We start from the raw sequence: 26,164 nt of genomic DNA, 5'->3' as shown, positions 1-26,164 counted from the left end.
TTCAAAAAGATCAGATATGAAAAATTATATAGAAAAGTCTTACGTGCTTGCGATCATGGTATCAGTCTTACTGATCCTGACTGTTTCATCGTGCAAAAAGGAATATAAGGACCCTAATGGCGCATTGTCTGAAGACGTGCTAAATTCGTCCAGAGGACTGACGGGTGTTGCTGTTGGTTTGCAGCGGATCTACTCTGCCGGCAGAACGGGGGTGTATTTTAATTCCATTTCCGCGACTGGTTTTGTAACGAATGAGATCCGTTTACTGAACTCGGGAAATATCCCGGAGCTGCAGCTGACCACCGGGGGTAATAGTGTGGACGGTACAAATACGATACTGGGAAATTTATGGTCTTATTCCAATAAGATCATTTTTGATGCAGATAATGTGATCAACAACGCGGCGAATTTGCCGGACAAAGGTTATGCAGCGGGTTTGATTGCCTATTCCAGTATTTTTAAAGCCATGGCATTGGGCAATATGTCCCAGTACTGGGAGAAGATCCCAGCCGGGATCGGGCAGAATGTAGGCTTTATCACAAGAGCTGAGGGATTTACTAAAGCAATCGCTGTCATAGATAATGCTTTGGCAGTAATCACAGCTAGTCCAATTAGCACAGGTTTTAATCCGAATATCCCTGCAGGAATTGATATAGCCAATACGCTCTATGCTTTAAAGGCAAGATATGCACTTTTTGTAGGGAACTATGCGCTGGCATTGACAGCAGCCAATAACGTAGATTTGAGTAAAAAATCGACTTTCAATTTTGACGTACAAACGTTGAACCCAATATTTGAGATTGCTACCTCCACCAATAACGTATTCCAGCCAACAAATGCAGATCTGGGATTAACGGGTACTTATATTCCTGATGCAAATGACCAGCGCATTCCATTTTATACCACTGGGACGGGAGCAACGTTAAAAGGTTTTGGCGCTGCTGCCAACGCTTCAATACCGGTTTATTTGCCTGGTGAAATTACTTTAATCAAGGCCGAGGTTTATGCCCGGCAGACAGTGCCGGATCCGGTGAATGCGTTGATTGAGCTGAACAAGGTGGTTACCAAGCAGCCTGCGGCAGACCCGTTTGGTGTTGGAGCAGGCTTGCCGCCGGTAGTTGGTGCATTAACTCCCGCGCAGATATTGCCGTTGATCTATAAGCACCGTAGCATTGAGTTGTATCTGTCGGGGTTAAAGCTGGAAGATATGAGAAGGTTTGGCTTGCCAAATGGAGACCGGAAGCGGAATTTCTTTCCGTATCCGTTTACCGAAAGGGACAACAATGTCAATACTCCGGCTGATCCGGCATTTTAATGGACTGACTGAACTTAAGATATAAGTGTTGATTGTAATTTAAAAAGGGTAGACCATTGGCTACCCTTTTTAAATTACAATATCTGTAAGTTTTTGATTTTATAGGTAGCTAATGCAGGGTCATCTGCCGGGAGTTCGGTAACCAGGTAGTGAATGTTCTCCAGCGTAGCTACTTTAAGCCGCAAGGAGATGTCCAGCTTTTCTGAAATGCAAAGTATAGCGGTTCTTTTAGATGCGTTGAGCATCGTTTTTTTGAGCTGGTTGATCTCCCAGTCGGTATCGGTAAGTCCGTCGGCAGGGTGAAGCGCGCTCGTTCCCAGCAGGCAAAGGTCCGGGCTGATCTCTGAAAGCTGGTTGATCACATGGCCGCCATAGGTGACCTGGGAGTTTTTAGAGAAAAGGCCACCAATGAGGATCACTTCTATTTTAGCGTATTTGGCCAGTTCAATGGCCACAAAAGGACTGATGGTGAAAAAAGTGGCGTGCAGATTTTCTGGTAGCTGCTTGGCCAGTTCTATAATGGTGGTTCCGCCGCCGGTCAGGACCACCATGCCGTCTTTGATAAGCGATATGGCTTTTTTGGCGATGCTGATCTTGGCATCCTTGGCATAAACCTCGCTGTCATCGAAGGAAGATTGATAAGATTTGGAGAGCGCCCCGCCGTGAACCTTGATCAATTGGTTGCTGTCTGAAAGTTCCTGCAGGTCACGCCTGATGGTGTCTTCCGAGACGTTTAGCAATTGAACAAGATCAGAAGTAAGCACCCGGTTGTGCAAATTGATCTGGCGCATCACAAAATCATGGCGTTCCTTTTTAAGCATCGTTTAATTTTTGGCTAAAGTAAATAAAAAACTATTTAAAAAAATGTAATGCGTGTTTTTGCAGGTTTGTGCAAGTTTGCTTGAGTAATATTATAAAAATAGTCTATTTATTTGCAAATAAATGGAAAACATTTATGATATTTACTAAAGCTTTGATTTTTATGCGTGTAAGTGCAGGATTTTTAAATCAAGGGGACTATAAACAAACTTAAATTCTTAAACCAAAACAAGCTTTTATGAAAAGAAAACTACTCATGCTGTTTTTGGGCACGTTTCTGTTGACTATCCAAGCGATGGCTCAGCAAATGACGGTAACTGGTAAAATCACTTCTGCAGAAGATGGACTGCCCATTCCAGGTGCTTCTGTAAAAATTAAAGGAACTAACACCGCTGCGCAAACAAACGCTGAGGGGGTTTACATGATCAAAGCAAATGCTGGAGATGTGCTTCAGTTCATTTACTTAGGTATGGCTGCCAAAGAACAAACAGTTAGTGCATCTGGTACAATCAACATTGTCTTAAATCCAGATCCTAAAGCTTTGAACGAGGTTATTGTTACCGCACAGGGTATCGAAAGGACCAAGAGGGCTTTGGGTTATGATGCCCAAACTATAAAGGGTGCAGAAATTGCAGGCAGCCAGCGCGAAAACTTTATCAATGCATTACAGGGTCGCGTTGCTGGTGTAACGATAACGCCAACAAATGGTACGCCTGGTGCATCTTCTTCAATTATTATTAGGGGCGCAGTTTCCCTTGATGGAGATAACCAGCCTTTATTTGTAATTGATGGTTTGCCGATTTCTAACAATACTTTTAGTGAGTATAATTTGGTTGGTCAGGGAACTTATAATCGCCAAAATGATTACGGCAACAGAGGGATGGACATCAATCCGGCAGACATTGAATCAGTTACCATTTTAAAAGGTCCGGAAGCTGCAGCTTTGTATGGCACTCAAGGTGCTTCTGGCGCTGTAGTTATTACCACAAAAAAAGCTAAAGCTGGTAAGGCTACTGTTGCTTATAATAACGTGTTTAAATTTGATAATGCTTATCGTTTTCCGGATGTTCAAACTGTATACGGCGGTGGCGCCGGTGGTATTTTTGATGAAGAAGTTCGCACAAGGACCTATTTTGGCGCAAAATACCCGGACAGATTTAAACGTTACGACAACTTAGGCGCATTTTACCAAACCGGCTTTACACAAAGACATAATGCTTCCGTTTCTGGTGGTACCGACGCGCTTTCTGTTAGAAGCAGTGTAAGCTACACTAATCAAAAGGGTGTAATAGAAGGAACAGATTTCAATAGCATCAATGCCAGGTTAACCGGGGTTTCTAAAATTAGCCCTAAATTTAGCATGAATGGTTCATTCAATCTGGTTTCTTCTTCTACCAATAAAACTTTTAAAGGTGCATCAAGTCCTATGCTTAGTGTCTTATCGTGGCCAGTGATTGATGACATTACAAATAGATATACCGCTACCGGAGCTAGAAGGACAATTGGTACGACTTTGGGCGGAGAATTAGATAACCCATTATGGGCTATGGAGAACAATCCTAACTTTGATAAAGTTTCCCGTGTCATTGGTAACTATGGTGTTGATTATAAGCCACTTGATTGGTTGAATATTAGCTTAAAGGCTGGTGTTGATATTTATACAATGCAGGGCTTAAGTGGGTATCATCCTGAAGCTTATGGTGCTAATCTATCTGGTACGACATATAGTGGTGGTGGTATGAATACTTTTTCAGAAAATAAAGTGTTGTATAATGGAACATTTGTCGTTAACGCTAAAAAAACTTTTGGAAAATTTACACCCAGGCTAACTGTCGGTTATGATATCAATGACGATAGGGATCAGGTAACCTCACAATTTGGTACAAGATTTTATCAAGCTGGATTTTTCAGCATGAACAATACAGATCCGACTACACAAAGAGTGCAATACACAGATATCTATAAAAGAAAAATGGGCGTGTTTGCTCAGACTGAGCTTGGTTATGCAGAGATGTTGTATTTGACATTAACCGGCCGTCAGGATTTTTCTTCAACTTTAAACCCTGGAGATGTAGGGTTCTTTTATCCTGCAACCTCTCTGAGTTTTGTATTTACAGAGTTGCCGCTTTTCAAAAAAATGACTTGGTTGTCTGAAGGTAAATTCAGAGCTTCATGGGGTCAGGGCGGTAAGGATGCAAGAACTGCTTATATCAAAAAAACAAAGTTGATTGCTCAAACAACTACAGGTGGCGGTTTTGCAACAGACGTAACTTTGGGTAATCCTAATTTGGGGGCTGAGTTTACCACTACCACAGACTTAGGCATGGATTTGTCATTCTTGAAAAATAGATTGTCGATGAACTTCTCCTACTATTTTACTAAAAGTGATGGACAAATTACTGCTCCCCGTTTAAGCTATGCAACGGGCGCAATTTTAGCTTATATCAATAGCGGAGTAATTAAAAACAGAGGTTTTGAGTTAACAGTTAGTGGTAAGCCTATATTGAAAGAGGATTTTTCGTGGGGTATTACTGCTAATGTGACCAGACAACGTGGTGAGATTATATCTTTGCCGGGTGGTCAAACAACATTTTATGTGTCTGATAGCTGGCTGGCGGATAACGTTAGAAAGCAATACTTCGTAGGCAATTCAGTTTCCGCGCTTGCGGGGACAGATTATTTAAGGAACAAAAATGGCGAGACTTTAATTAATCCGGTAAATGGTATGCCAATTAAGGATACTAACTTTACCCCTCTGGGGGATGCCGCTCCGGATTTTGGTCTTGGTGTCAGCAATAGTCTCACTTATAAAAACTTCAATTTAAATTTCTTGTTAGATATTCGTAAAGGCGGAGATATTTACAATGCGACAGAGGCTTATTTATATGCTCGCGGCTTGTCTAAGTTATCTTTAGATCGCGAACAGCCCAGAATCATTAAAGGCGTAATGAGAGATGGTTTGGAGAATACTGATAATCCAACACCAAACAATATTGTTGTAATTCCTTATATCACCACATCGTATTATTCAACATTTTATAATGTGAAAGATTTTATTGAAAAGGACATCAACTGGTTGAGATTAAAAGAGGTTACCTTAAGTTATAGCCTGCCTAAAACCCTGTTTGCTTCCAGTAAAGTGTTTAAATCAGCAAGTATATTCGCTACGGGAACAGATTTGTTGTTAATTTCTAATTATAAGGGAGTTGATCCATCGGTTAATGGTTTAAGTGCTGCTTCTGGTGGTACTGGAGGTAGTGGTATTGATTTTGGGTCATTTGGATTGCCAAGAACATACTCTTTTGGTATTAATGTTGGATTTTAATTTTGAAAATGATGAAAAAGATATATATAGTTTTAATTGCATTCGCAATTACATTTTCTGGATGTAAGAAGTATTTCGATGTAAATACAGACCCGGCAACCCCACAAGATCCACAAAGCAAAACTTTAACACCACCTTTGTTTGCTCAAATGGAGCGCGGTGTTCAATTTGATTCCAGATACCTGGGTGGATTAGTCCAGTATTTTGGTGGAAACGTAAATGTTGGTGAAACACATGGCTGGCTGGTAGGCAGCGATGCAATGGGAGAGATTTGGAGAACCAATTATTATGGATTGGGAGCAAATCTGAACTTGATCATTAGCGATAGTGAATCAAAACAAGAGTGGAATTATGTTGGTATGGCTCAGGCATTAAAAGCCTGGGGTTGGCAAATTACAACTGACTATCATGGCGATATTATTTTAAAGCAGGCTTACGAGCCAAATCGTTTTACTTTTGACTACGATTCGCAATCAGATGTTTATGAAGAAGTCGTAAGGCTGACAAACGAGTCTATCAAGAATTTCGGTAGAACGGATGGTTCTGGTACTCCAGCAAAGATGGTGGGTTTCGATTTGGCCTATAACGGTGATGCTGCAAAATGGATTAAATTTAATTATGGCCTTTTAGCCAGGAATGCTAATAATCTGATTAATAAATCAACCTATGACCCCGCAAAAGTAATAGAATATGTAGATAAGTCTCTGGCAAGTAATGCCGATAATTTTATCGTTCCTAATGCTGGTACCACAGCCGTAAACGGAAACTTTTTTGGGCCACTAAGATCAAATTTGGCCGCTTATCGTCAAACCAGGTTAATTGTTGGATTGCTTGATGGTACATATTTTACCGGCACTCCGGGTACAGTAATCGATCCGCGACGAAATAATATGATTACTGTTTCTGCAGATGGTGTATTTAGAGGAACTAACCCTGGTAGCGGTGATCCTGGTACTGTGGCAGCAAAAAATCAAATTCCCAATGTTTGGGGGATATTGGGTGGTGCAAATCCTGGACCAGGTCAAGGTAAATATTTGTTTAAAGACGATGCAGGTTTCCCAATCATGACTTATGCTGAAATGCAATTTATTAAAGCAGAAGCGGCCTTCAGGTCAGGTAATCCTACTTTAGCTTTTACAGCTTACCAAAATGGTATCTCTGCAAGTATTGATTTTGTAAGTGCATTGGGCACTGTAATTACCACAGCAGATAAGACTGCTTATATGACGAGTGCTTCTGTTAGACAAACGCCGGAAACATTGACACTGAGAGATATTATGCTTCAAAAATATTTGGCTCTGTATGGTTATGGTTTTGTAGAAACCTGGTGCGATCTACGTAAATACAATTACAATGTTGGCGACGCTAAGGGGAACAATCCTTATTTGAATGCTTATTTTTTCCCGCCATCTTTTTTCTCCGATAATGGAGGCAAGCCTGCTCAGCGTTATCGCCCGAGATACAATTCCGAGTACTTGTGGAACACTGAGGCACTGAAGAAAATTGGAGCAGATAAGATTGATTATCATACTGTTAAAATGTGGTTTACTGAGCCTTAATCATACTTAATTAAAAGAAAATGAAAAGAATATTATATATCATAGCGGCTTGTGCAAGTTTATTGACGGCCTGTGAAAAAGGTACGTTGGTAGAGACAACTGAATATGAAAAGATTGAACTTGGTGATCCCAAATATTCATACCTGAAAATCTTAAATTTAACACCGGGTAGTCCCGTTGTGAACTATTATCTCGACGGAACCAAGTTTAGCTCTGGTCTGTCTTCAACCGGAGTTGAAAACGCAGGTTTTGGTTATAATGGTTTATATCCTGATCTGGGATATGCAGTGACTTCTCCAGGCACGCATGCGCTGACTGGAAAGATCATTCCTTCTGCGGCGGCTGATCCCAATCTGGGTGTCCTTGATCAGCAGATCGCTCCAGAAGCTGGTAAATATTATACCATATTTACCACAGGTGTGTATACTTTGCCTGATAAGAAAATCCCGTCTTTATTTATGCTTGAAGATACCAAGCCTGCCCTGGACACTTCAAAAGTGTTTCTGAGATTGGTAAACCTGTATAACGGCAGTCCAAATCTGGATCTTGTTAAAGATGCAGCGACGGGCACTAAAATCATATCAGATGTTGGCTACAGTCAGGCTTCTGGTTGGACGGAGATTCCTAATATTGGGCCAGGTGTTGCAGTTAGTGTGAAACTTTATGTAAATGATGCTGCTACCGGATCGACGCTGGTGGCCGCAGGTTTTACAGGGACTGTGACTAAAGGCAGGGCGTATACCATATATCTGCGTGGCGTTCTAGGAAACACAACTTACCCGCTTTCAATTGGTTCTTATACGACCTTCTATTAGAAAAGTGAAATATAAATGAAAAAAACCAAGTCAGGCTTTGACTTGGTTTTTTTATGTAAGATGTTTGTACTACAATGAGAAACCTATTACTGCTTTTCTGGCTAACCTTTGGGGTTCATGAAGTGGATGCTGCCATTTTTACTGTAACGTCAAACGGTAATGCCGGGCCGGGCTCATTGCGGGAGGCAATTGTGCTTGCAAATACTAATGGGACAGCGACTACAGATTACATTCACTTTGATTTGCCCGGCAATGCAGTATTAGATGTGACGATTCAGTTATCTGAGGAACTACCCATTCTGACATCAAATGTTGTAGTAGACGGAACAACACAACCTTTTGCTGTTTTGGGAAATTCAAGTGTAAAAATTGGTTTAATCAGGGTGGTTCCAGGTTATTTTAATGGCCTCCGATTGGATAATGCCAATCATATTGAAATTTATGGCATTTCATTTAGTAATTTTAAATCAGATCCCTTAGGTTCCATAGACGACAAGAAAGCAGGAATATTTTTGTATAACTGCGCCAATATTATTATCGGGACCCCTGGTAAGCAAAATTGTTTTACGGGAAATTATGCCGGTATTTTGTCTCCTTTTGTCGTTCCAAGGCGGTATGTAGAGCGGATTAAGATTTCTTCTAATATTTTTGGCTTGGCTGAAGATGGAATAAGCCCTATTCCTAATGAAACAGGTATAGATATCAGTTTTATAAAGAATGGCATTATAGGTGGGGACACACGGGCTGAAGGGAATTTGATAACTGCAAATACTAAGAGCGGAATAGCACTTGGGGGAGCGGAAGAGGCAGTGAAGGTAGCGAATAACGTAATAGGACTTGATAAGACATTAATCAAAAACATTTCAACCCTTGCCGCAACCGGCGTTTACATCAACGGTGCTACATCCATTCCTGTGGTTTCTGATAACATCATAGTTAGCCAGAACAAAGCTCTGTTGCTGGATTATGTAAATGGAGGGTTTTTAATTGCAGGAAACAGAATTGGTGCCGGCCTGAACGGTACTGAAAGTTTTGGCAATAATATTGGAATTCATATTAACTTTTCCCTCGATGGGATTATTGGTGGCTTAAATACCAATGCCCAAAACGTAATTGCTTACAATAAAACGGCCATTGTTATAGAGATATCTTATCCGATTTCCATTTTAAGGAATAGTATCTATTGTAATACGGAAAGTTCTATAAAATTTACTAACCTGCCTCAGGGTAAGTCCGTCACACCATCCACCATTTCTTCAATTACTTCAACAAGCGCAAGCGGAGTATATTTACCCAATTCTTTTATCGAGCTTTTTTATGATGACGAATGCCCGGATTGTCAGGGTAAAACATGGATTGCGACTATCCCTACAAGTGCTAATGGCAGCTGGGTTTATAATGGTACGCTTACGGGCGGGATTACTTCTACGGGGACTAATGCAGATGGAGCGACTTCGTCTTTTTCGAAACCATTGCTTTTTGATCAGGGCAAGACAATAACAACGACTTTTTGTGGTAGCAGTAAGGGTAGTATTAAAGGCATCAGCATCAGTAATGCCAGTTTCTACAAATGGTACACAGAGGCCGGGCAACCAGTGCGAGATGACCAGGATCTGGTGGATGTTGAAGCTGGAAATTATTATCTGGAAGGAGGACAGCCAGGGAGTTGTATTGTCAGGTCTCCTATATATACAATTCCAAACAAGGATATCGTTTATAAAGCGAAAAATTTTGTTATTGTGCCGGCCAATTGCGATACTGATAACGGATCAATAACCATAATGGGTTATGAATCAGAAGAACCTGAATTTTTTGAATGGAAGGATGAGAAGGGGACTGTGGTTGATAATCGTCCTGCACTAACTGGTATGCCTGCAGGCAAATATTTCCTGAGTGTCTCTGGCCATGAGGACTGCAGTAATCTGGTCGGAGAATTTGTTGTGCCCGAAGCGGCTGTCCCGTCGATAGACCTCTCAGGACTAATAAAGAACTCTACCTGTGATGGCAGGTTGGTTAGTGGAGCGGGGATACAGGTCAAGGGTAGCACAGGGCCTTACAACTATGCATGGATGAATGAACAGGGAGGTATTGTCGGAAATGGACTGGAATTGAAAGGCGTGGCCCCTGGAAAATACTTTTTTAAGGTCACGGATCAATATAGTTGCGTACAGACCTCGCCATTGATCGATTTTACGGATATTGGCAAGAAGGCTTTGGTTGTTCCCAATTCGATCTCTCCGAACGGAGACGGGATAAATGATACTTGGAAGATCCAGGGGGCGGAAAGCTATGCCGGCGCTGATTTTTCGGTGTTTAACCGGTATGGTGAGCGTGTTTTTTACTCCAGAGGCTACACCCAGGAGTTTGACGGAACTATGAAGGGCAAGCACTTGCCCGCAGGTGTCTATTACTATATAATCGATTTAAAAGGGGATTGCCCGAATTTGACCGGAAGCCTTACAATAATCAAATAAATTGCGCCTCCTTACTGCTAAATTTCTACATTTGCCCCAAAGTAAATTATCATGGCAAGTTTTACACTTACTCCTGAAACCTGGACAAAGGTTAAAATCAAGTTTCTTAGAAAATACCGTGACCTTGCACAGGCAGAGATCAACTTTACGCCCGGCCAGGAAGATTCATTGGTAACACAGCTCATGGATTTGGTAAAAAGGGACCGCGAATACGTTGAGTTTACCATAAAAAAAGCACTTGCGGATCCTGAGGGCAACAGGTTGTAATTTTCTCTTTTTTGTAGCCGACTAAATTGGTTTTAAAGGCATTAAGTGTTAAATTGCATTCAGACATCTAAGTTTGGGTTATCAACAGATTAGTGCATGATGAAAAAATACAAACTGGCCACAGCCTTAATTCTTATTGCTTTCGCTTCGCTTACCTGGTCTTTCAAAGAAGACTTGTTCCTGGTTTCCAAAAACCTGGATATTTTTGCCGCGCTCTATAAGGAGATCAATATCAACTATGTAGAGGAAACGAACCCTTCAGATCTGATGCACAATGGTATTGACGCGATGCTGGGTAATCTGGACCCTTATACGGAGTATATTCCGGAATCGGAAATAGAGGACTATAAGTTGAAATATGTGAGCACTCAATATGGCGGTATCGGTGCGACTACATTGTTTATCGAAGGTAAACTCTTCGTCAATGAGGTGATGGAGGGTTATCCGGCTGATAAGCAGGACCTGAAGCCAGGTGATCAATTGGTTAAAATCGACAATAATGAGGTAAAAGGCAAGGACCGTGCCCAGGTAAGTCAGCTGCTTCGCGGCCCTAAGGGTTCGCCGGTGGATCTGCTGATCATCAGGGACGGAGCCGTAATGACCAAAAAATTGGTTAGAGATGAAATTAAACAGCCAAATGTAAGTTATTCGGGAATGACAGAAGACCATATCGGATACATCAGGCTCGACAAATTTTTGGAGAATTCTGCGCAGGAGGTAAAAGATGCGGCGGTTGCGCTGAACAAAGAACAACCAAAGGGAATGATCCTGGATCTGAGGTATAATGGCGGTGGTATATTGCAGGAGGCTGTGAAGATCGTGAATCTGTTTGTAAACAAGGATGTTATGGTGGTCACTCAAAAAGGGAGGAATCCGCAGAAGACCGTTACTTATAAGACTATGAATGATCCTTTGTTTCCGCAGACTCCCCTGGTGGTGCTGGTGGGTGCAAATTCAGCATCTGCTTCAGAGATCGTTGCGGGTGCGCTGCAGGACCTCGACAGAGCTATTATAGTGGGGCAGCGCAGTTATGGCAAGGGACTGGTCCAGCAGACCTTTACTTTGCCTTACAATAGCCTGGTAAAGGTTACTGTTGCTAAATATTTTACGCCTTCGGGAAGGTGCATCCAGGCATTGGATTATGCGCATAAGGATGCCAGCGGCAAGACGTTGAAATTTGCCGATTCGCTAATGACTAAATTCAGTACCAAAACGGGAAGAAGTGTATATGATGGGAATGGCATCTATCCGGACGTGGTGGTAGACCTGATAAAGTTTAGTCCGGTGACGACGTCTATATTGAGCAAAAACCTGTTTTTTGATTATGCGAATGATTTTAAGAAACGGAACAAGACCATTACGCCGGCAGCTGGTTTTCAATTGAGTGATGCAGATTACAGCCAGTTTGTGGCGTCTATGGCAAGCAGAGACTATTCTTATACTTCAAGGACGGAAAGGCTGTTGTCTGATTTGCGGGAGGAGGCCGAAAAGGAGAATAAACTGAGTGTCGTGAAGACCGATCTGGATGATCTGAAGGAAAAGATGCTTGGTGCAAAGAAAACAGACCTGATCACTCATAAAGCGGAGATAAAAAAGATACTGGAAACACAGATCGTGAGCAGGTATTATTATGAACGCGGCAAGGTAGTACAAGCTTTTCAGTACGATAAGGAGTTGGCTGCGGCCAAATCATTGCTGGGCAATTCTACAAAAATGCTTGCGATATTGAAAGGCGAAGGCGAATACAAGACCATAGGCAGTCCGGTAAAGACCATGACCGCAGCTGCAGATAATAACTAATTTTTCCGGGTTTATTCTGCGTGGTGCAGTTTTATGACCAGGCCGTTCATTGCGTGGTTAAGCTGTAGCTGACAGGCTAACCTTGAATTTGGCAGCAGGTCGGGCAGGGTATCGAGCATGGCATATTCGTCATCCGTCATTTCGTTGAGCTTCTCTTCACCTTCAAGTACGTCGACGCAACAGGTCGCGCACAATGCCATTCCACCGCAGGTGGCAAGGATGTCATATTCACATGCTTTCAGGTATTCCATTAGGCTGAGGCCCATATCTACTGGTGCTTCTAGCTCAGTACGGCTGCCGTCCGGGTTTTGAACGTGTATGGTAATGTTGTTTTCTTCCATGTTTAGAATTCGGATACTCCGTTAACTGTGGTGTATTTCATGGTATATTTTATTCCGGGGTTCATGTATTGATAAGCGCTGTGGCTCATCAGTGCTGCCTCATGGAAACCACAAAGGATCAGCTTCAGCTTGTTGGTATAGGTGTTGATGTCACCGATGGCATAAATTCCCGGGATATTGGTAGAATAGTCATCTGTATTTACTTCTATGGCACTTTTGCTGATGTTGAGGTTCCATTGTTCAATCGGACCTAATTTAGGGCTCAGGCCAAACAGAGGGATCAAATGATCTGCGGCTACGTTGGTCGGCTCTAAAGTTTTGTTGTGGACGATCTCTACGTTTTCTAGTTTACCATGTCCTGAGACAGAATTCAGGTTGCTGTTTAAGATCAAGTTGATCTTTCCGCTTTCTGCCAGTGCCATCACTTTATTCACAGAGTCAGGTGCGCCACGGAAGCTTTCGCTGCGGTGTACAAGGGTGAGTTCTTCAACGATGTCTGCAAGGAAAATGGTCCAGTCAAGTGCCGAGTCACCGCCGCCTGCGATTACCATCCTTTGACCGCGGTATTGTTCGGGATCAAGGATCATATAATTGACACCTCTTCCGTTTTCAAACTGTTCAAGGCCTGCTACTGCTGGTTTGCGCGGCTCAAAGCAGCCTAAGCCGCCTGCGATCACCACTACTTTGGATTCTATGATGGTACCCATGTTGGTCGTCAATACAAAATCACCTTCGCCGCGTTTCTCCAGTCCTTCGATACGTTCACCTAAGGTAAAGCCCGGATGGAAAGGTTTGCCTTGCTCCATCAGGTTATCTATAAGTTCCTGTGCCAGAACTGTTGGATAGCCAGGGATGTCGTATATTGGTTTTTTAGGATATATTTCAGATAACTGCCCGCCTACTTGTGGTAAGTAGTCAATCAGGTGGCAACGCATTTTTAATAAACCTGCTTCGAAAATTGCAAATAAACCTACGGGGCCTGCGCCAATGATGGCTATATCAGTAGAAATCATGTCGTTTAAAATTTGTGCGAATTTACGAACTTTTGTTTTAATAATGGAGCTATTTATAAATATTCTACATAACCCGTAGAACTTATGAAAAAAAACGGAGCTGATATTTTGTTTATCTTTGTTTTTATTGATGAATAAGAATATATATTTCGCCTCTGATTTTCATTTGGGTTCGCCAGGTTTTGCGGAAAGCCGCAAACGTGAAGACCGCATTGTGCGTTGGCTCAATGCTATTCAGCCCGACTGCGCAGAATTGTTTTTGATGGGTGACGTGTTTGATTTTTGGTTTGAATACCGCACAGTAGTCCCAAAAGGCTTTATTCGGCTCCAGGGAAAGCTTGCAGCAATGGCTGATGCCGGAATTAAGATCTGGTTTTTTAAGGGCAATCACGACATGTGGGTAAATGATTATTTCAGCAGGGAGATGGGCATGGAGATCGTCAGCGATGAGCTGGTTATTGAACGCAGCGGGAAGAAATTCTTTTTACATCATGGTGACGGATTGGGCCCCGGCGACAGAAAATATAAGATACTCAGAAAGATCTTCAGAAATCCGCTGTGTCAGTGGCTGTTTTCTATGGTTCCGCCAGTGATTGGTATGGGTATTGCAAACAGGTGGTCTAAGAGCAGTAAGGCTGCCTCGAGGGCAGAGGAGGTTTTTGGAGGGATTGAGAAAGAATGGTTGGCTGTTTATGCGAAGGAGCGGTTGAAGTCTGCGCATTACGATTATTTTATTTTTGGCCACCGGCATTTGCCGCTGGAAATAGACCTGGGTAGTGGAAGTAAATACGTCAACACGGGAGAGTGGCTCAAATACAATTCTTATGCGGTGTTTGACGGGACTAACCTAAGGCTGGAGTATTTTGAAAAAGGACAATAGTTTCTGCCTGCAGATGATCGCTGTAAATTTTTAAGAACCTTAACTGAAAAAGCCGTAATTTTGTTGCCCGAATAAAAAATCTGCCGTTGAGGCAAAGAATGTTTTCTGAAAAAAAGATATGTTAGAGAAATTAGAAGCAATTAAACTGCGTTGGGAAGATGTGGAGGAGCAGTTGAGTAATCCTGATACGATGCAGGATATGAAGCGTTTTGCGGCTTTAAATAAAGAGTACAAAGATCTGGGCAAGATCATGGAAGAGTATAAGGTCTACAAGAATGTAATGAGCAATATCGAAGCGAATAAGGAGATCCTGAGTACAGAAAAGGATGCTGAAATGCGTGAGATGGCCAAGGAAGAACTGGACCTGCTGCTGGTTCAGCAGGAAGAGCTGGAGGAAAAAGTACGACTGATGTTAATTCCGGTTGATCCGGAGGACGCTAAGAATGCTGTTTTTGAGATCAGAGGTGGTACGGGTGGCGATGAAGCGGCTTTGTTTGCAGGCGATTTGTACCGCATGTACAGCAGGTATTTTGAGCAGAAAGGCTGGAAGGTGGAGACTGTTGACGTAACTGAGGGGACTGCCGGGGGTTATAAGGAGGTGATTTTGAAAGTGAGCGGTGAGGATGTTTATGGACAGCTGAAATACGAGTCAGGAGTTCACCGTGTACAGCGTGTGCCGGATACGGAAACCCAGGGACGTGTTCATACTTCGGCGGCATCTGTGGCTGTCCTGCCTGAGGCAGAAGAGATAGATCTGTACATCAATCCAGCTGATATTGATCTGCAGACTTCCCGTTCCGGTGGTGCCGGCGGGCAGAATGTAAATAAGGTAGAAACAAAGGTGCAGCTGACGCACAGACCATCGGGCATTGTGGTGGTTTGTCAGCAGGAACGCTCGCAGCTTGGCAACAGGGTCATTGCCATGGAGATGCTGAGAAGCAAGCTCTATGATATAGAATTACAAAAGAAAAATGGAGACATAGCGGCAAGACGTAAGACAATGGTTTCTACCGGAGACCGCTCGGCTAAGATCCGTACTTATAATTATCCTCAGGGCAGGGTGACGGACCATCGCATTGGATTGACACTTTATAACCTGAACGGAGTGATGGATGGGGGTGTTCAGGAACTGATAGATGCATTGCAGTTTGCTGAAAATGCCGAGAAGCTAAAAGAAGGCTCTGTAATTTAAGGGTTTATGATTATTTTAAAATATATATTGCAAAGTTAAATAAACGCACTATATTTGCAATCCCGAAACGAAAGAGACGGGAAAACGGACCGGTAGTTCAGCTGGTTAGAATGCCGCCCTGTCACGGCGGAGGTCGCGGGTTCGAGTCCCGTCCGGTCCGCTAAATTTAATATCAAAACTTACAAAAGCCTGCAAATCATACGATAGCAGGCTTTTTTCTTTTTAGATATACCCCGAAATATTCATGGATTAAGCGGAATTGGGATCAAGCGGAATTGTTGGGGGAGTTCTATCTGCTCTTGTATCTCCAGGGTTTCCGGGACTGCTTTTGCCGATCCTGCAATGCTTTGGCTGTTTGTACGCTTGCAATCACGTGAAAATCACGTTTGCAATACTTTGACTGCTGAAAGTCTGCCAGTTCACTCGCCAGTGTTTCCGCCATTAGTGGTAAAGCGAAAAGTTAATACACCGTTTTCGACACGGCTCATATGCTGAGGTGTTGCTAGTTTCCATGATAGTATATACTTAAATTGATGATGAAGAAAAGGAATAAAGAAGGGAGATGAGTAACACCTCCCTTTGCATAGTATTAAGCAGTAGCTGTTTCTAATTCAGGAGCTAAAGGCCAGTCAACAGGAATGTCGGTTAAGGCGTGCAAATAATTAGTGATGATTTTATCACCGATGATGATCACTACGTCTATTAAGTTTGCTTCTGTATAGCCGGCGGCGTAGAAGTTTTCTAAAGCTTCTGCATCGGCATGGCCGCGGTTCTCCGTAGTGCTTTTTACCAGTTTAGCCAAGGCTTTCAGTTTAGGATCGAAATCTACACTGCCTCTGCGGATGTCCAGGATCTGTTCCTCAGAAAAGCCGTTCATTTTAGCAAATTGCGTATGTGCGCTCAGGCAATAAGAACAGTTGTTTACCTGGCTAACCACCAAGTTTATCACTTCACGTTCTTTAGCACGAATAGAAGATTTTCTGTTTTGAAGAGCCAGGTAATCGCTCAATGCGGTATCAGAGTGGCCAAATATGGCATACAAATTAGGTACGAAACCTACCATGCCGTTCAGGTTATCAAAAATAGCTTGGTTAGTTGGTGAAACTTGTTCTTTGGTTGGAATTGTGAAATTTTTCATGATTTGATTTATTTAAATTCTTTGTTGTTGTCTTTTGACATTACAAAGGTGCAGCTAAGTGCCGGGCTGATGAATAGAGAGAATTCCCGACGACATGTAAAATATGCCTTATAAAAAGGTCTCCCTCATCGAAGGAGACCCTTATAAATTTAATTACTATTATTAATTATGCGTTCTCAAACCGCCGTCAAGCAGTAATTCCCCACCTGCCATAATTTAGATTTTTCATGACCTTTTATATGTCCTATTGGACAATACGAAGGTGCAACTGATGGGGAGGCTAAAGAATAGAGAGATTTCCCGATAGCATATAACTATTGGCCGGAAAGCAAGGAAGACTTAGCATTCCGGAAATCGGACGGCGCATAGCCGGTATGCTTTTTGAAAAGATTGCTGAAGTAAGCCGCGTCATCATACCCCAGCTCATAGCCGATTTCCTTTGCCGACTTATCTGTATACATCAGAAGCCTTTTTGCTTCCAGTATTATCCTTTCCTGAATTACAGCCAGGGGTGACTTGTGATTGTATAAAGCAAAGTAATTAGCCAGGGTTTTGGGCGATTTATTTAATTGGTCGGCATAGAATTGTACCGTGTGTTGCTTGCGGTAATTATTCTCTACCAGGAGGTTATACTTACGTAAAACATCCAGTTTGTCATCGGTTAATGTCTGCTCATTCAGATACTGCTTTTTTGCCAGCCGGGTTATAATGATGATCAGCCGTTTGAGCATCATCTGCAGCATATCGCGTTGTATGGTGTCCTTATCTTCAAATTCATCAATAAAGACTTGTAGCAGCAGATTAAACTTTTTTTGCTGTTGTTCATCCAGTTGAATAAACATGATTTCTGCGGACCCATAAAACAAAAAACCTACACAGCTCACTTCCTTATCATGATCCACAATACAATAGAAGTTACGATTATACTGCCATGCGATGATCTGTTCAGGCTTTTCAAACGTAAAGGTCTGATTGACCATCAGTGGTAAGATGGTTTGAGCAGGATATGCGTACTGAATGCCATCTATCATTACCATTTGGGCAGGCCCGTTATTCCAGGCAATAGTTAAAAACTTATCTTTACGGTCCCGCTGAAAGAATAATCTATCAAAGGTTGCTTCTTGTTGTGTCAGGTGCAATTCGCCAGCAGAAATAGGGTCAATATAGTGTTGCTTCATGTTAGTCGTGAGAGGAAGTGGACGCAAATATAGCGACTGAGCAGTGTATATGCTTGTATTTCTGAAATATCGTCACGGTTGCTTTTCCAGAATGGCCATTAATGGGCAATATAGAAACTACGATTTGAGCCATATAACAATCTTTTCATCAGAATTTTTACTCGGTAAGGAATCATATGGAAATTTCCATGACACCAGATAATCATTGATATCAGTATAGAGGCTTAGCCTTTTATCCTGCACCAATTTCAAAACACCAACATCATTCAGTGACTTGCTGATTGAACCTGCTAAAAATAACGTACGTGTCTTCTTTTCATTAATGTCACGTCAATAATTCCTTGTTCAAGCTGTGTGAACGAGTTTTCTATAGGCCAACATATGACACCGAAAGAATTGATCATTTCTTTTTTACCTATAGAAATGCTTTGGTCATTTTGATTTTCATATTGAATTAGTTTTAGGTTTCATCTGCATATTCCAGAATATCAGCAGGCTGACAATTGAGGGCCTTGCATATAGCTTCTAAAGTGCTAAAACGTATGGCTTTTGCCTTTCCAGTTTTTAAAATGGATAGGTTAGAAAGAGTCAGCTCAACTTTTTCTGATAGCTCATTAAGCGACATCTTTCGCTTTGCCATCATCACATCTAAGTTTACAATGATTGGCATTGTTATACAGTTAAATCGTTTTCGTTTTGAATATCTACCCCTTTTTTAAAAATAGTAGCAATAATATAGATTACAGCTCCCATTAAAATAAATGCCTGACTGTCTGCCCAAAATTGGTTTAAGTTGTCGGTAGCAAAACCGTAGTGCATTAAATCTTTAGCTAACTCCCTGGCAATGTAGCTTAATAGTCCAATTGAAAGGGTGTAGTAACTAATTTGTGAAATTTGTCTCGTAACGAAAGTGTTGAACGGTTTTGTTAAATCCATTTTGTGCATTAGTCTGATAACTATGTAAAACAAGTAAGCTTTTAAAATTGAAGTGATTAGAATGAGGCTATAGATGCCGAAAAAGGCTAATTTACTGTCTTTATACATTTTAGTTAGGTCCAACGTTTGATAAAGATTTTGGACAAATTCAGGTTTATACAGGCTGAAAAAAAAATTTACTATTAAGCCTCCTGCTTCAATCGACAAGCCGACAAAAATGACCCAAGCCACAATATATAAGCCCCAAAATACGAAGTTGTTTGTTTTTGACATAATTCTAAAGTTTAATTGCTTCGGCAAACATAATAAATATTAATTGATAAACAATAAAAATATTTTGATAAAAAATAAACATGCTTTCTATTCATTGTCTTATTCCGGAGCTTATAGTCCTTGATGGTCACTACGGATGAGGCGAAAATCAATAAAGAAGGTATTAAAACCGAAAAAGCCTGCAAATCAAACGATAGCAGGCTTTTTGTTTTCCGGTGGTTCCCAAATTGTTCCTGTTTTCTCCTTAAAAAGGAAAGTCTAATGAGTCGCCAGGTAGGAAATACTACTCATTGAATCTGAACTATCAGCATCAACGTAAGGGCTGATAACTACTATTTATACATAGTTATGCCTTTTTAATTGCAGTACCAGATAGAATGCCGGTTGAATTGGCTGTATTCAGCACTGAAGTCACGCTGGAAATGACACCTGCTATGTCGGACAGGTCAGCTGGTACAATCATTGTATTATTTACCTTAGCCAACTTTCCGAATTCGGTAAGGTATTGCTCGGCAATGCGAAGATTCACGGCATTCATACCACCGTCCTGATTGATTGATTTTGCGATCTCCAAAATCCCCTTTGCTGTTGCTATCGCCACCATCTCAATTTCTGAGGCGGTGCCACTGGCTTCATTGATTTTACGCATCTTTTCACCTTCTGACCTGGCAATCATTTCCTGCTTGTCACCCTCAGCACGGTTAATCTTAGCTTGTTTATCACCTTCTGATTCAGCGATCAAAGCCCTTTTTTCACGCTCTGCCCGCATCTGCTTTTCCATGGCATCCCGAATGCTTTGCGGAGGCGAAATGTTTTTCACTTCATATCTGGAGACCTTAATGCCCCATGGTTCGCTGGCTTTATCGACTGCCTCTACAATGGTGGCGTTTACTGTTTCACGCTCTTCGAATGTCTTATCCAGTTCCATTCTTCCAATTACACTACGCATCGTCGTCTGAGAAATCTGGATCACCGCAAAACGGTAATTGTCAATACCGTATGATGCCTTCTGCGGGTCCATTACCTGGAGGTATAAAATGCCGTCAACTTCTACAGCAATGTTGTCCTTGGTAATGCAGATCTGCGAGGCGACATCGATCGCTTGTTCTTTCAGGTTCTGTTTATATGCTACCTTATCTATGAAAGGGATCAATATATGAAAGCCTGCTTCAAGTGACCGGCTGTATTTACCCAGGCGTTCGACAATAAACACAGATCGCTGCGGCACTATTTTAAACGTTGAAAAGAATGCGATCAGAATAAATACAACTAAAATAATCAGGATGTAGGTTGATGGAGTCATATGTTTTTGATGGATTTAACAATTAATATAATGCTTCTGGTTTCAGTAATGATTACATTTTCGCCGGCTGCAATATCATCGTCCGAACTGGCTTCCCAACTGGCGCCTTTGAATTCTACTTTCCCGCTCTTTCCCGGGCTTATTGAGGTTTCAGCCTTTGCAACTTTGCCGATATACTCATCTTCCAGATGTTTGGAATTTACTCCCGAATTGCCAAATTTTCGCCTTAACCAGTTTCTAAAAAGTAATACGGTAACTAACGAGCTCGAGATGAATAAAATAATTTGTGTGTTAATTGAAATGTCCGTGAAAAAGCAGACAATTGCTACTATCCATGCACCTATTCCGAAGAAGAAAAGGATGAAGCCCGGGATAGCGAATTCCAGGGCAAAAAATATAAATCCTATGCAGAACCAAATAAGCGCGCTATTTAAAATCTCATTCATACACTTGGCTAATAGTCAGGTTTTGGGAGCAAGTTCCCCTGACATTAAATGTAATGATTTTAACCGGTAATCCTAATTATAAAAACGCCGGGCGATTCTGGTTTAGGAAAATAACTCCTGCAAATCTCTGTCGGCGGTAGGTATTTTCTTTAAGAAATCATCAAATCCTGCGCCTTCCTGTGAACTATACATGCCATAGGCGTCCAGAATATAACCAATTTGCCCGTCCTTATCTTCCAGAATATATAAAACGGAATTGTCTGCGGGATCAGAATCTCCTTCAAAACGATATGTTTTTATGATGGTAAGATCTTCGGGGTTATATATTTTGTTAAGACCTACCCCCTGCATTTTGCCATGATCAGTCATCTTTATTTCATTATCTAAACCTTTAAGTCTCAACTTTTCCAAGATTTGACTAAGAGTATTCATTTCAACTGGACGTTCCATAATAGATTTGTTTTTCAGATACAACAAGCGGAACGGGGAAAAGTTTTCTGATGGGCACAAAAAAAAGGCTTCTCTGTGGAAAGAAAGCCTTTTTTGATAATTTGACTGAAATCTGCCTTACAAAGAAAAGGCTGTTTTTACCTGGTCTACAAAGTCTAATTTTTCCCATGTAAACAGTTCAACGGTTACCGTTTTCTCTTCACCTCCCGGGCTTTTGAAAGTCTTGGTAACTGTCTCGGATTTGCGGCCCATATGGCCATAAGCTGCTGTTTCGCTATAAATTGGATTCCTCAGTTTCAAGCGCTGTTCGATAAAGTAAGGACGCATATCAAAGATGTTTTCCACAATTTTCGCTATCTCGCCATCTGTTTTGCTTACTTTCCCTGTTCCATAGGTATTGATATAGATACCCATTGGTTTTGCAACGCCAATGGCATAGCTGACTTGCACCAATATTTCATCAGCTACTCCGGCTGCCACAAGGTTTTTGGCAATGTGACGTGTTGCATAAGCAGCGCTCCTGTCGACTTTACTTGGATCTTTTCCGGAAAAAGCACCACCGCCATGAGCGCCCTTGCCTCCGTAGGTATCCACAATGATCTTACGTCCTGTAAGACCGGTATCGCCATGTGGGCCGCCGATCACGAATTTCCCGGTGGGATTGATGTGGTATTCTATTTTGTCGTTAAACAGGTGTGCGTATTGCGGATACTTTGCAATAATTCTTGGAATCAGGATGTCAACAAGGTCTTTTTTAATCTTGGCAAGCATTGTGGACTCTTCATCAAAGTCGTCATGCTGAGTAGAAATAACGATAGCGTCGATCCGTACAGGTTTGTTGTTGTCATCATATTCTAAAGTTACTTGTGATTTTGCATCGGGGCGCAAATAGGCAATTTCTTTATTTTCCCTTCTTAGCGCTGCAAGTTCCTGTAATAATTTGTGGGCAAGATCCAGGGCCAAAGGCATGTAATCCTGTGTTTCATTGGTGGCGTAGCCAAACATCATCCCCTGATCGCCTGCGCCCTGCTCTTCTTTACTGCTCCTGTCTACACCCTGGTTAATGTCCTGCGACTGCTCATGAATGGCTGAAAGAATTCCGCATGAGTTTGCCTCAAACATATACTCGCTTTTGGTGTATCCGATTTTTTTAATGACATCGCGGGCAATCTGCTGAACATCCAGATAAGTTTGAGACTTTACCTCGCCTGCTAGTATAACCTGGCCAGTGGTGACCAAAGTCTCGCATGCAACTTTCGACTCGGGATCAAATGCTAAAAAATTATCAATAAGTGCATCGGAGATTTGATCAGCTATTTTGTCTGGATGGCCTTCAGAAACTGATTCGGATGTAAATAAATATGACATTCTAAATAATTAAATTTTAAGTTTAAAATTGTTAATTAGAAGGAGCCAATCCTGTGAAACAGGCTGTAAAAGGAAGTGTAGATAGGTTAGCACTTTTTTTTACGTGGTTGCAATCCCGCTATTTTTAGATAGCATCGCAAATCAGTCCACTTTTTAACGCTGCAAAATTAGTATATATATTCAAATAGTCAAAAAATATCAATTATTTTGTGTCGTTATAAATCAAAAGCACTTGTCGAAGTCTAATATATTATTTATCATCAATCCCATTTCGGGAGGGAAAGACAAAATGAAGATCCCCGGATTGATTGATGCTACCCTTGACCGCTCAAAATTTAATGCAAATTTTAGCTTTACTGAATATATCGGTCATGCGTCAGAAATTGCGGAAGAGGCTTCGGGCAAAAATTTTGACATCATTGTTGCTGTGGGGGGTGACGGGACAATTAATGAAATCGCTGCTAAAGTAATGCAACAGAATAAGATATTGGGAATTATTCCTTTTGGTTCAGGAAATGGACTGGCAAGGTTTTTAAAGATCCCAATGAATACAGTTAAAGCGGTTGAGGTTATAAACGATCAGCATACTTTATTAATTGATACCGGAAAATTCAATGATAGGCATTTCTTTAACATGGCAGGCATGGGCTTTGATGCACATATCAGTTCGGTATTTGCAGGCAATAAATCACGAGGTCTGACCGGATATTTAAGGCTGGGACTGAAAGAAGTATTAGGCTATAAAGCTCAGATCTATAATCTCAATATTGATGGTGTTGATTATGTTAAAAAAGCCTTTGTAATTAGCCTGGCAAATTCTTCTCAATATGGTAATAATGCTCATATATCTCCGGCCGCTTCAATAATTGATGGTTTACTGGATGTGTGTATAGTTAAGGAATTCCCTATGTACAAGCTTCCGGTTCTTGGTTATGAAATGATCAGAGGAACAACTAACAGATCTGATTTGGTCGAGATAATCAGGGGAAAACAGATAAAGATCATCAGAGAAAATGATGATGCTATCCACATCGACGGAGAACCTTTTTTTATGGGGAAAGAAATAACCGCAAGTATCGTCCCGTTATCATTAAAGATTATTACCCCTTTGATATGAAATCTAAAAAGAAAACTTTAAGCGACTTGGGTGGAATTATGTATTCAACAGACCCGGGTTTTAACTATGAGGAGATGGAAGAAGCCCAGGAAGTAGTGATTCCGAATAACCAGCAGGATCTGAGAGTAATGCTGGATAAAAAAAACAGAAATGGAAAGGCAGTAACATTAATTACCGGTTTTTTGGGAAATGATGCCGAACTGGATAAGTTAGCTAAAGTACTCAAGACAAAATGTGGAGTAGGTGGGGCTGCTAAAGATGGAGAGATTTTGATACAGGGAGATTTTAGGGATAAAGTGTTGGCCATCCTGCAAAAAGAAGGTTATAAAGTAAAAAAATCAGGAGGCTGATTTTGAGTGTAATAGATTGATTGTAAGTTGATTAGTTTATAGTGTATTCGCTACAATAAGTAAAAATTTTCTTGGAAAAGAGTGTTTTTTAGCTTTTTATCTGCATAACTTTGCTGCACTAACTTATTATTCTTATGAGCAAAGCATTTATGCTGAAGCCTGATCTAAGCTATTTGAATCTTAATTCAGAACTTGCTTTATATCAGCTTAATGTTGCACAATTGGTTGAAGAAGCCCTGATGAACGGGGAAGGTTCTCTTGCCGATAATGGCGCACTGGCTGTGGATACAGGAAAATTTACCGGCCGTTCCCCCAAAGACAGGTTTATAGTTTGTGACGACACAACCAGAGATGTTGTCTGGTGGGGAGATGTCAATATCAAATTTGACGAATGCAAATTTGACACTTTGTTTGAAAAGCTGACGAAGCATCTCAGTGAGGGAAAATATTACGTACGGGATGCGTCTGCCTGTGCGGAGGCTAATTATAAAACAAGTGTCAGGGTCATTACAGAAACGGCATATCAAAATCTTTTTGCCCACAATTTATTTTTAAGACCGGATGAAAGCAGTTTAGGCGATACACCTGACTGGACAATTATCGCATCCCCTTCTTTTTTAGCGGATCCGGTAACGGACGGAACAAGGCAGGCAAACTTTTCCATTTTAAATTTTAAAAGGAAAATTATTTTAATTGGTGGCACCGGGTATACCGGAGAGATTAAAAAAGGAATATTTTCAGTGCTAAATTTACTGCTGCCGTGTGAACAGGATACTTTATCGATGCATTGTTCGGCAAATGTTGGGAAAAATGGAGATACGGCAATTTTCTTTGGGCTTTCGGGGACGGGAAAGACAACACTGTCCGCAGATCCGGAACGGGGATTGATCGGTGATGATGAGCACGGCTGGGGAGATGAAACTGTTTTTAATTTCGAGGGAGGCTGTTATGCAAAATGTATCGACCTGACCCAGGAGAAAGAACCGCAAATATTTAATGCGATAAAGTTTGGTGCCTTACTTGAAAACACCAATTATTTTCCGGAGACGAGGCGGGTGGATTTTTCAGATATTAAGAAAACTGAAAATACAAGGGTGGCCTATCCTATAACATTTATTGATAATGCAATTATACCATCAATCGCAAGGGCGCCCAGGAATATCTTTTTTCTGACAGCTGATGCTTTTGGGATTTTACCGCCTATATCTAAATTGGACGCGGGGCAGGCGATGTTTCATTTCATTTCAGGCTATACAGCTAAGGTGGCCGGAACAGAAGCCGGGGTAACGGAACCTCAGTTAACTTTTTCAGCTTGTTTTGGTAAGGCATTCTTGCCATTGCATCCAACAAAGTACGCAGAGCTTTTGGGAAGAAAAATGAAGGGGAATGATGTAAGTGTCTGGCTGGTTAATACAGGATGGAGCGGAGGTGCTTATGGAGTTGGTGAAAGGATCAAACTTGATTATACAAGATCAATGATATCGGCAGCGTTAAGCGGACTGCTTGAAGAGGAAAACTTTATAACTGATCCGGTCTTCGGATTGAGGATACCGGTATCCTGTCCGGGCGTTCCTTCGGAAATTTTGAACCCAAAAAATATGTGGCCGGATAAGCAAAAATATGATGCCAGAGCTAGTGAACTATCGATTGCCTTCGTAAATAACTTTAGACAATTTGAAGCCTTTGCGAACGATGAAATGTTAGCTGCACTCCCTAAAGTTGTTGAAAACACGATTTAAAAGTATTTTTTTATCTAAAAATTTGCATTTCAGTTTTTTTTTAGTTTTAATTGTGAAAGATTGTCT

The 26,164-nt window shown here is 41.4% G+C and carries 24 protein-coding genes and 1 tRNA gene; 13 read left to right on the top strand and 12 right to left on the bottom strand.

Features of this window, described 5'->3' with window-relative positions; genetic code table 11:
* The first annotated feature begins 16 nt into the window (after nucleotides 1–16).
* Nucleotides 17–1,315: a RagB/SusD family nutrient uptake outer membrane protein gene (locus tag QEP08_RS19840; RefSeq protein ID WP_285060438.1), complete on the top strand. Its 1,299-nt coding sequence runs from the start codon at nucleotides 17–19 to the stop codon at nucleotides 1,313–1,315.
* Between the two features lie 74 nt (nucleotides 1,316–1,389).
* Here QEP08_RS19840 and QEP08_RS19835 read toward each other — a convergent pair whose 3' ends face one another.
* The gene (locus tag QEP08_RS19835) at nucleotides 1,390–2,136 is read right to left on the bottom strand and encodes a DeoR/GlpR family DNA-binding transcription regulator (protein WP_285060437.1); all 747 of its coding nucleotides are present in this window, start codon (nucleotides 2,134–2,136) and stop codon (nucleotides 1,390–1,392) included.
* A 236-nt stretch (nucleotides 2,137–2,372) separates the two neighbouring features.
* On the opposite strand from QEP08_RS19835, the gene QEP08_RS19830 reads away from it, so the two are divergent.
* The 6 genes from QEP08_RS19830 to QEP08_RS19805 all read left to right on the top strand — a co-directional run bounded on the left by QEP08_RS19830 (nucleotide 2,373) and on the right by QEP08_RS19805 (nucleotide 12,374).
* Entirely contained in the window at nucleotides 2,373–5,459 is a 3,087-nt protein-coding gene (locus tag QEP08_RS19830; RefSeq protein ID WP_285060436.1) for a SusC/RagA family TonB-linked outer membrane protein, read from the top strand.
* 8 nt (nucleotides 5,460–5,467) lie between these two features.
* Entirely contained in the window at nucleotides 5,468–7,018 is a 1,551-nt protein-coding gene (locus QEP08_RS19825; protein ID WP_285060434.1) for a SusD/RagB family nutrient-binding outer membrane lipoprotein, read from the top strand.
* Nucleotides 7,019–7,038: 20 nt separating this feature from the next.
* Nucleotides 7,039–7,833: a DUF4397 domain-containing protein gene (locus tag QEP08_RS19820; RefSeq protein WP_285060433.1), complete on the top strand. Its 795-nt coding sequence runs from the start codon at nucleotides 7,039–7,041 to the stop codon at nucleotides 7,831–7,833.
* Nucleotides 7,834–7,907: 74 nt separating this feature from the next.
* On the top strand, nucleotides 7,908–10,307 hold the full coding sequence (locus QEP08_RS19815) for a T9SS type B sorting domain-containing protein (RefSeq protein WP_285060432.1): 2,400 nt from the start codon (nucleotides 7,908–7,910) through the stop codon (nucleotides 10,305–10,307).
* A gap of 51 nt (nucleotides 10,308–10,358) precedes the next feature.
* Nucleotides 10,359–10,574: a hypothetical protein gene (locus tag QEP08_RS19810; RefSeq protein ID WP_285060431.1), complete on the top strand. Its 216-nt coding sequence runs from the start codon at nucleotides 10,359–10,361 to the stop codon at nucleotides 10,572–10,574.
* Nucleotides 10,575–10,670: 96 nt separating this feature from the next.
* Nucleotides 10,671–12,374 carry a S41 family peptidase gene (locus QEP08_RS19805; RefSeq protein ID WP_285060430.1) on the top strand — a complete coding sequence of 568 codons (1,704 nt, stop codon included), beginning with the start codon at nucleotides 10,671–10,673 and terminating at the stop codon, nucleotides 12,372–12,374.
* 11 nt (nucleotides 12,375–12,385) lie between these two features.
* Here QEP08_RS19805 and QEP08_RS19800 read toward each other — a convergent pair whose 3' ends face one another.
* Together QEP08_RS19800 and QEP08_RS19795 are read right to left on the bottom strand one after the other, a co-directional pair.
* Nucleotides 12,386–12,715: a 2Fe-2S iron-sulfur cluster-binding protein gene (locus QEP08_RS19800; RefSeq protein ID WP_285060429.1), complete on the bottom strand. Its 330-nt coding sequence runs from the start codon at nucleotides 12,713–12,715 to the stop codon at nucleotides 12,386–12,388.
* Between the two features lie 2 nt (nucleotides 12,716–12,717).
* The gene (locus tag QEP08_RS19795; protein WP_285060428.1) at nucleotides 12,718–13,728 is read right to left on the bottom strand and encodes an NAD(P)/FAD-dependent oxidoreductase; all 1,011 of its coding nucleotides are present in this window, start codon (nucleotides 13,726–13,728) and stop codon (nucleotides 12,718–12,720) included.
* A gap of 130 nt (nucleotides 13,729–13,858) precedes the next feature.
* Here QEP08_RS19795 and QEP08_RS19790 point away from each other — a divergent pair, with 130 nt between their 5' ends.
* The 3 genes from QEP08_RS19790 (at nucleotide 13,859) to QEP08_RS19780 (ending at nucleotide 15,960) form a co-directional block, all read left to right on the top strand.
* Nucleotides 13,859–14,608, top strand: coding sequence for a UDP-2,3-diacylglucosamine diphosphatase (locus QEP08_RS19790; protein WP_285060427.1), 750 nt, complete (start codon nucleotides 13,859–13,861; stop codon nucleotides 14,606–14,608).
* A gap of 118 nt (nucleotides 14,609–14,726) precedes the next feature.
* Entirely contained in the window at nucleotides 14,727–15,800 is a 1,074-nt protein-coding gene (gene prfA / locus QEP08_RS19785; protein ID WP_285060426.1) for a peptide chain release factor 1, read from the top strand.
* An 86-nt stretch (nucleotides 15,801–15,886) separates the two neighbouring features.
* A tRNA-Asp gene (locus tag QEP08_RS19780) sits at nucleotides 15,887–15,960 on the top strand.
* 129 nt (nucleotides 15,961–16,089) lie between these two features.
* Here QEP08_RS19780 and QEP08_RS19775 read toward each other — a convergent pair.
* From QEP08_RS19775 to metK, 9 genes are all read right to left on the bottom strand, one after another.
* A complete protein-coding gene (locus QEP08_RS19775) occupies nucleotides 16,090–16,242 on the bottom strand; it encodes a hypothetical protein (RefSeq protein WP_285060424.1) in 153 nt (50 codons plus the stop codon).
* Nucleotides 16,243–16,389: 147 nt separating this feature from the next.
* A complete protein-coding gene (locus QEP08_RS19770; RefSeq protein WP_285060422.1) occupies nucleotides 16,390–16,938 on the bottom strand; it encodes a carboxymuconolactone decarboxylase family protein in 549 nt (182 codons plus the stop codon).
* Between the two features lie 314 nt (nucleotides 16,939–17,252).
* Complete coding sequence (locus QEP08_RS19765; protein ID WP_285060421.1) at nucleotides 17,253–18,116, bottom strand: helix-turn-helix domain-containing protein; 864 nt, start codon at nucleotides 18,114–18,116, stop codon at nucleotides 17,253–17,255.
* Nucleotides 18,117–18,576: 460 nt separating this feature from the next.
* Complete coding sequence (locus QEP08_RS19755) at nucleotides 18,577–18,786, bottom strand: helix-turn-helix domain-containing protein (RefSeq protein WP_285060420.1); 210 nt, start codon at nucleotides 18,784–18,786, stop codon at nucleotides 18,577–18,579.
* A 2-nt stretch (nucleotides 18,787–18,788) separates the two neighbouring features.
* Nucleotides 18,789–19,325, bottom strand: coding sequence for a DUF2975 domain-containing protein (locus QEP08_RS19750; RefSeq protein WP_285060418.1), 537 nt, complete (start codon nucleotides 19,323–19,325; stop codon nucleotides 18,789–18,791).
* 346 nt (nucleotides 19,326–19,671) lie between these two features.
* Complete coding sequence (locus QEP08_RS19745; RefSeq protein ID WP_285060417.1) at nucleotides 19,672–20,628, bottom strand: SPFH domain-containing protein; 957 nt, start codon at nucleotides 20,626–20,628, stop codon at nucleotides 19,672–19,674.
* On the bottom strand, nucleotides 20,625–21,074 hold the full coding sequence (locus QEP08_RS19740; RefSeq protein WP_285060416.1) for an NfeD family protein: 450 nt from the start codon (nucleotides 21,072–21,074) through the stop codon (nucleotides 20,625–20,627). The genes QEP08_RS19745 and QEP08_RS19740 overlap by 4 nt, the downstream gene beginning before the upstream one ends.
* A gap of 102 nt (nucleotides 21,075–21,176) precedes the next feature.
* Entirely contained in the window at nucleotides 21,177–21,524 is a 348-nt protein-coding gene (locus QEP08_RS19735; RefSeq protein WP_285060415.1) for a hypothetical protein, read from the bottom strand.
* Nucleotides 21,525–21,641: 117 nt separating this feature from the next.
* Entirely contained in the window at nucleotides 21,642–22,892 is a 1,251-nt protein-coding gene (gene metK, locus QEP08_RS19730; protein WP_285060414.1) for a methionine adenosyltransferase, read from the bottom strand.
* A 232-nt stretch (nucleotides 22,893–23,124) separates the two neighbouring features.
* Here metK and QEP08_RS19725 point away from each other — a divergent pair, with 232 nt between their 5' ends.
* From QEP08_RS19725 to pckA, 3 genes are all read left to right on the top strand, one after another.
* Nucleotides 23,125–24,009 (top strand): diacylglycerol/lipid kinase family protein, encoded by an 885-nt coding sequence (locus QEP08_RS19725; RefSeq protein WP_285060413.1) that lies wholly within the window; start codon nucleotides 23,125–23,127, stop codon nucleotides 24,007–24,009.
* Entirely contained in the window at nucleotides 24,006–24,359 is a 354-nt protein-coding gene (locus QEP08_RS19720) for a translation initiation factor (RefSeq protein WP_285060412.1), read from the top strand. The genes QEP08_RS19725 and QEP08_RS19720 overlap by 4 nt, the downstream gene beginning before the upstream one ends.
* A gap of 134 nt (nucleotides 24,360–24,493) precedes the next feature.
* Nucleotides 24,494–26,098 carry a phosphoenolpyruvate carboxykinase (ATP) gene (pckA, locus tag QEP08_RS19715; RefSeq protein ID WP_285060411.1) on the top strand — a complete coding sequence of 535 codons (1,605 nt, stop codon included), beginning with the start codon at nucleotides 24,494–24,496 and terminating at the stop codon, nucleotides 26,096–26,098.
* Nucleotides 26,099–26,164: the final 66 nt, after the last annotated feature.

This window comes from Pedobacter ginsengisoli (genome assembly GCF_030244015.1).
GTDB classification, from domain to species: Bacteria; Bacteroidota; Bacteroidia; order Sphingobacteriales; family Sphingobacteriaceae; genus Pedobacter; species Pedobacter ginsengisoli.
Note: the sequence above shows the minus strand (reverse complement) of the source record. Positions and strands in the feature narration are given on the sequence as shown.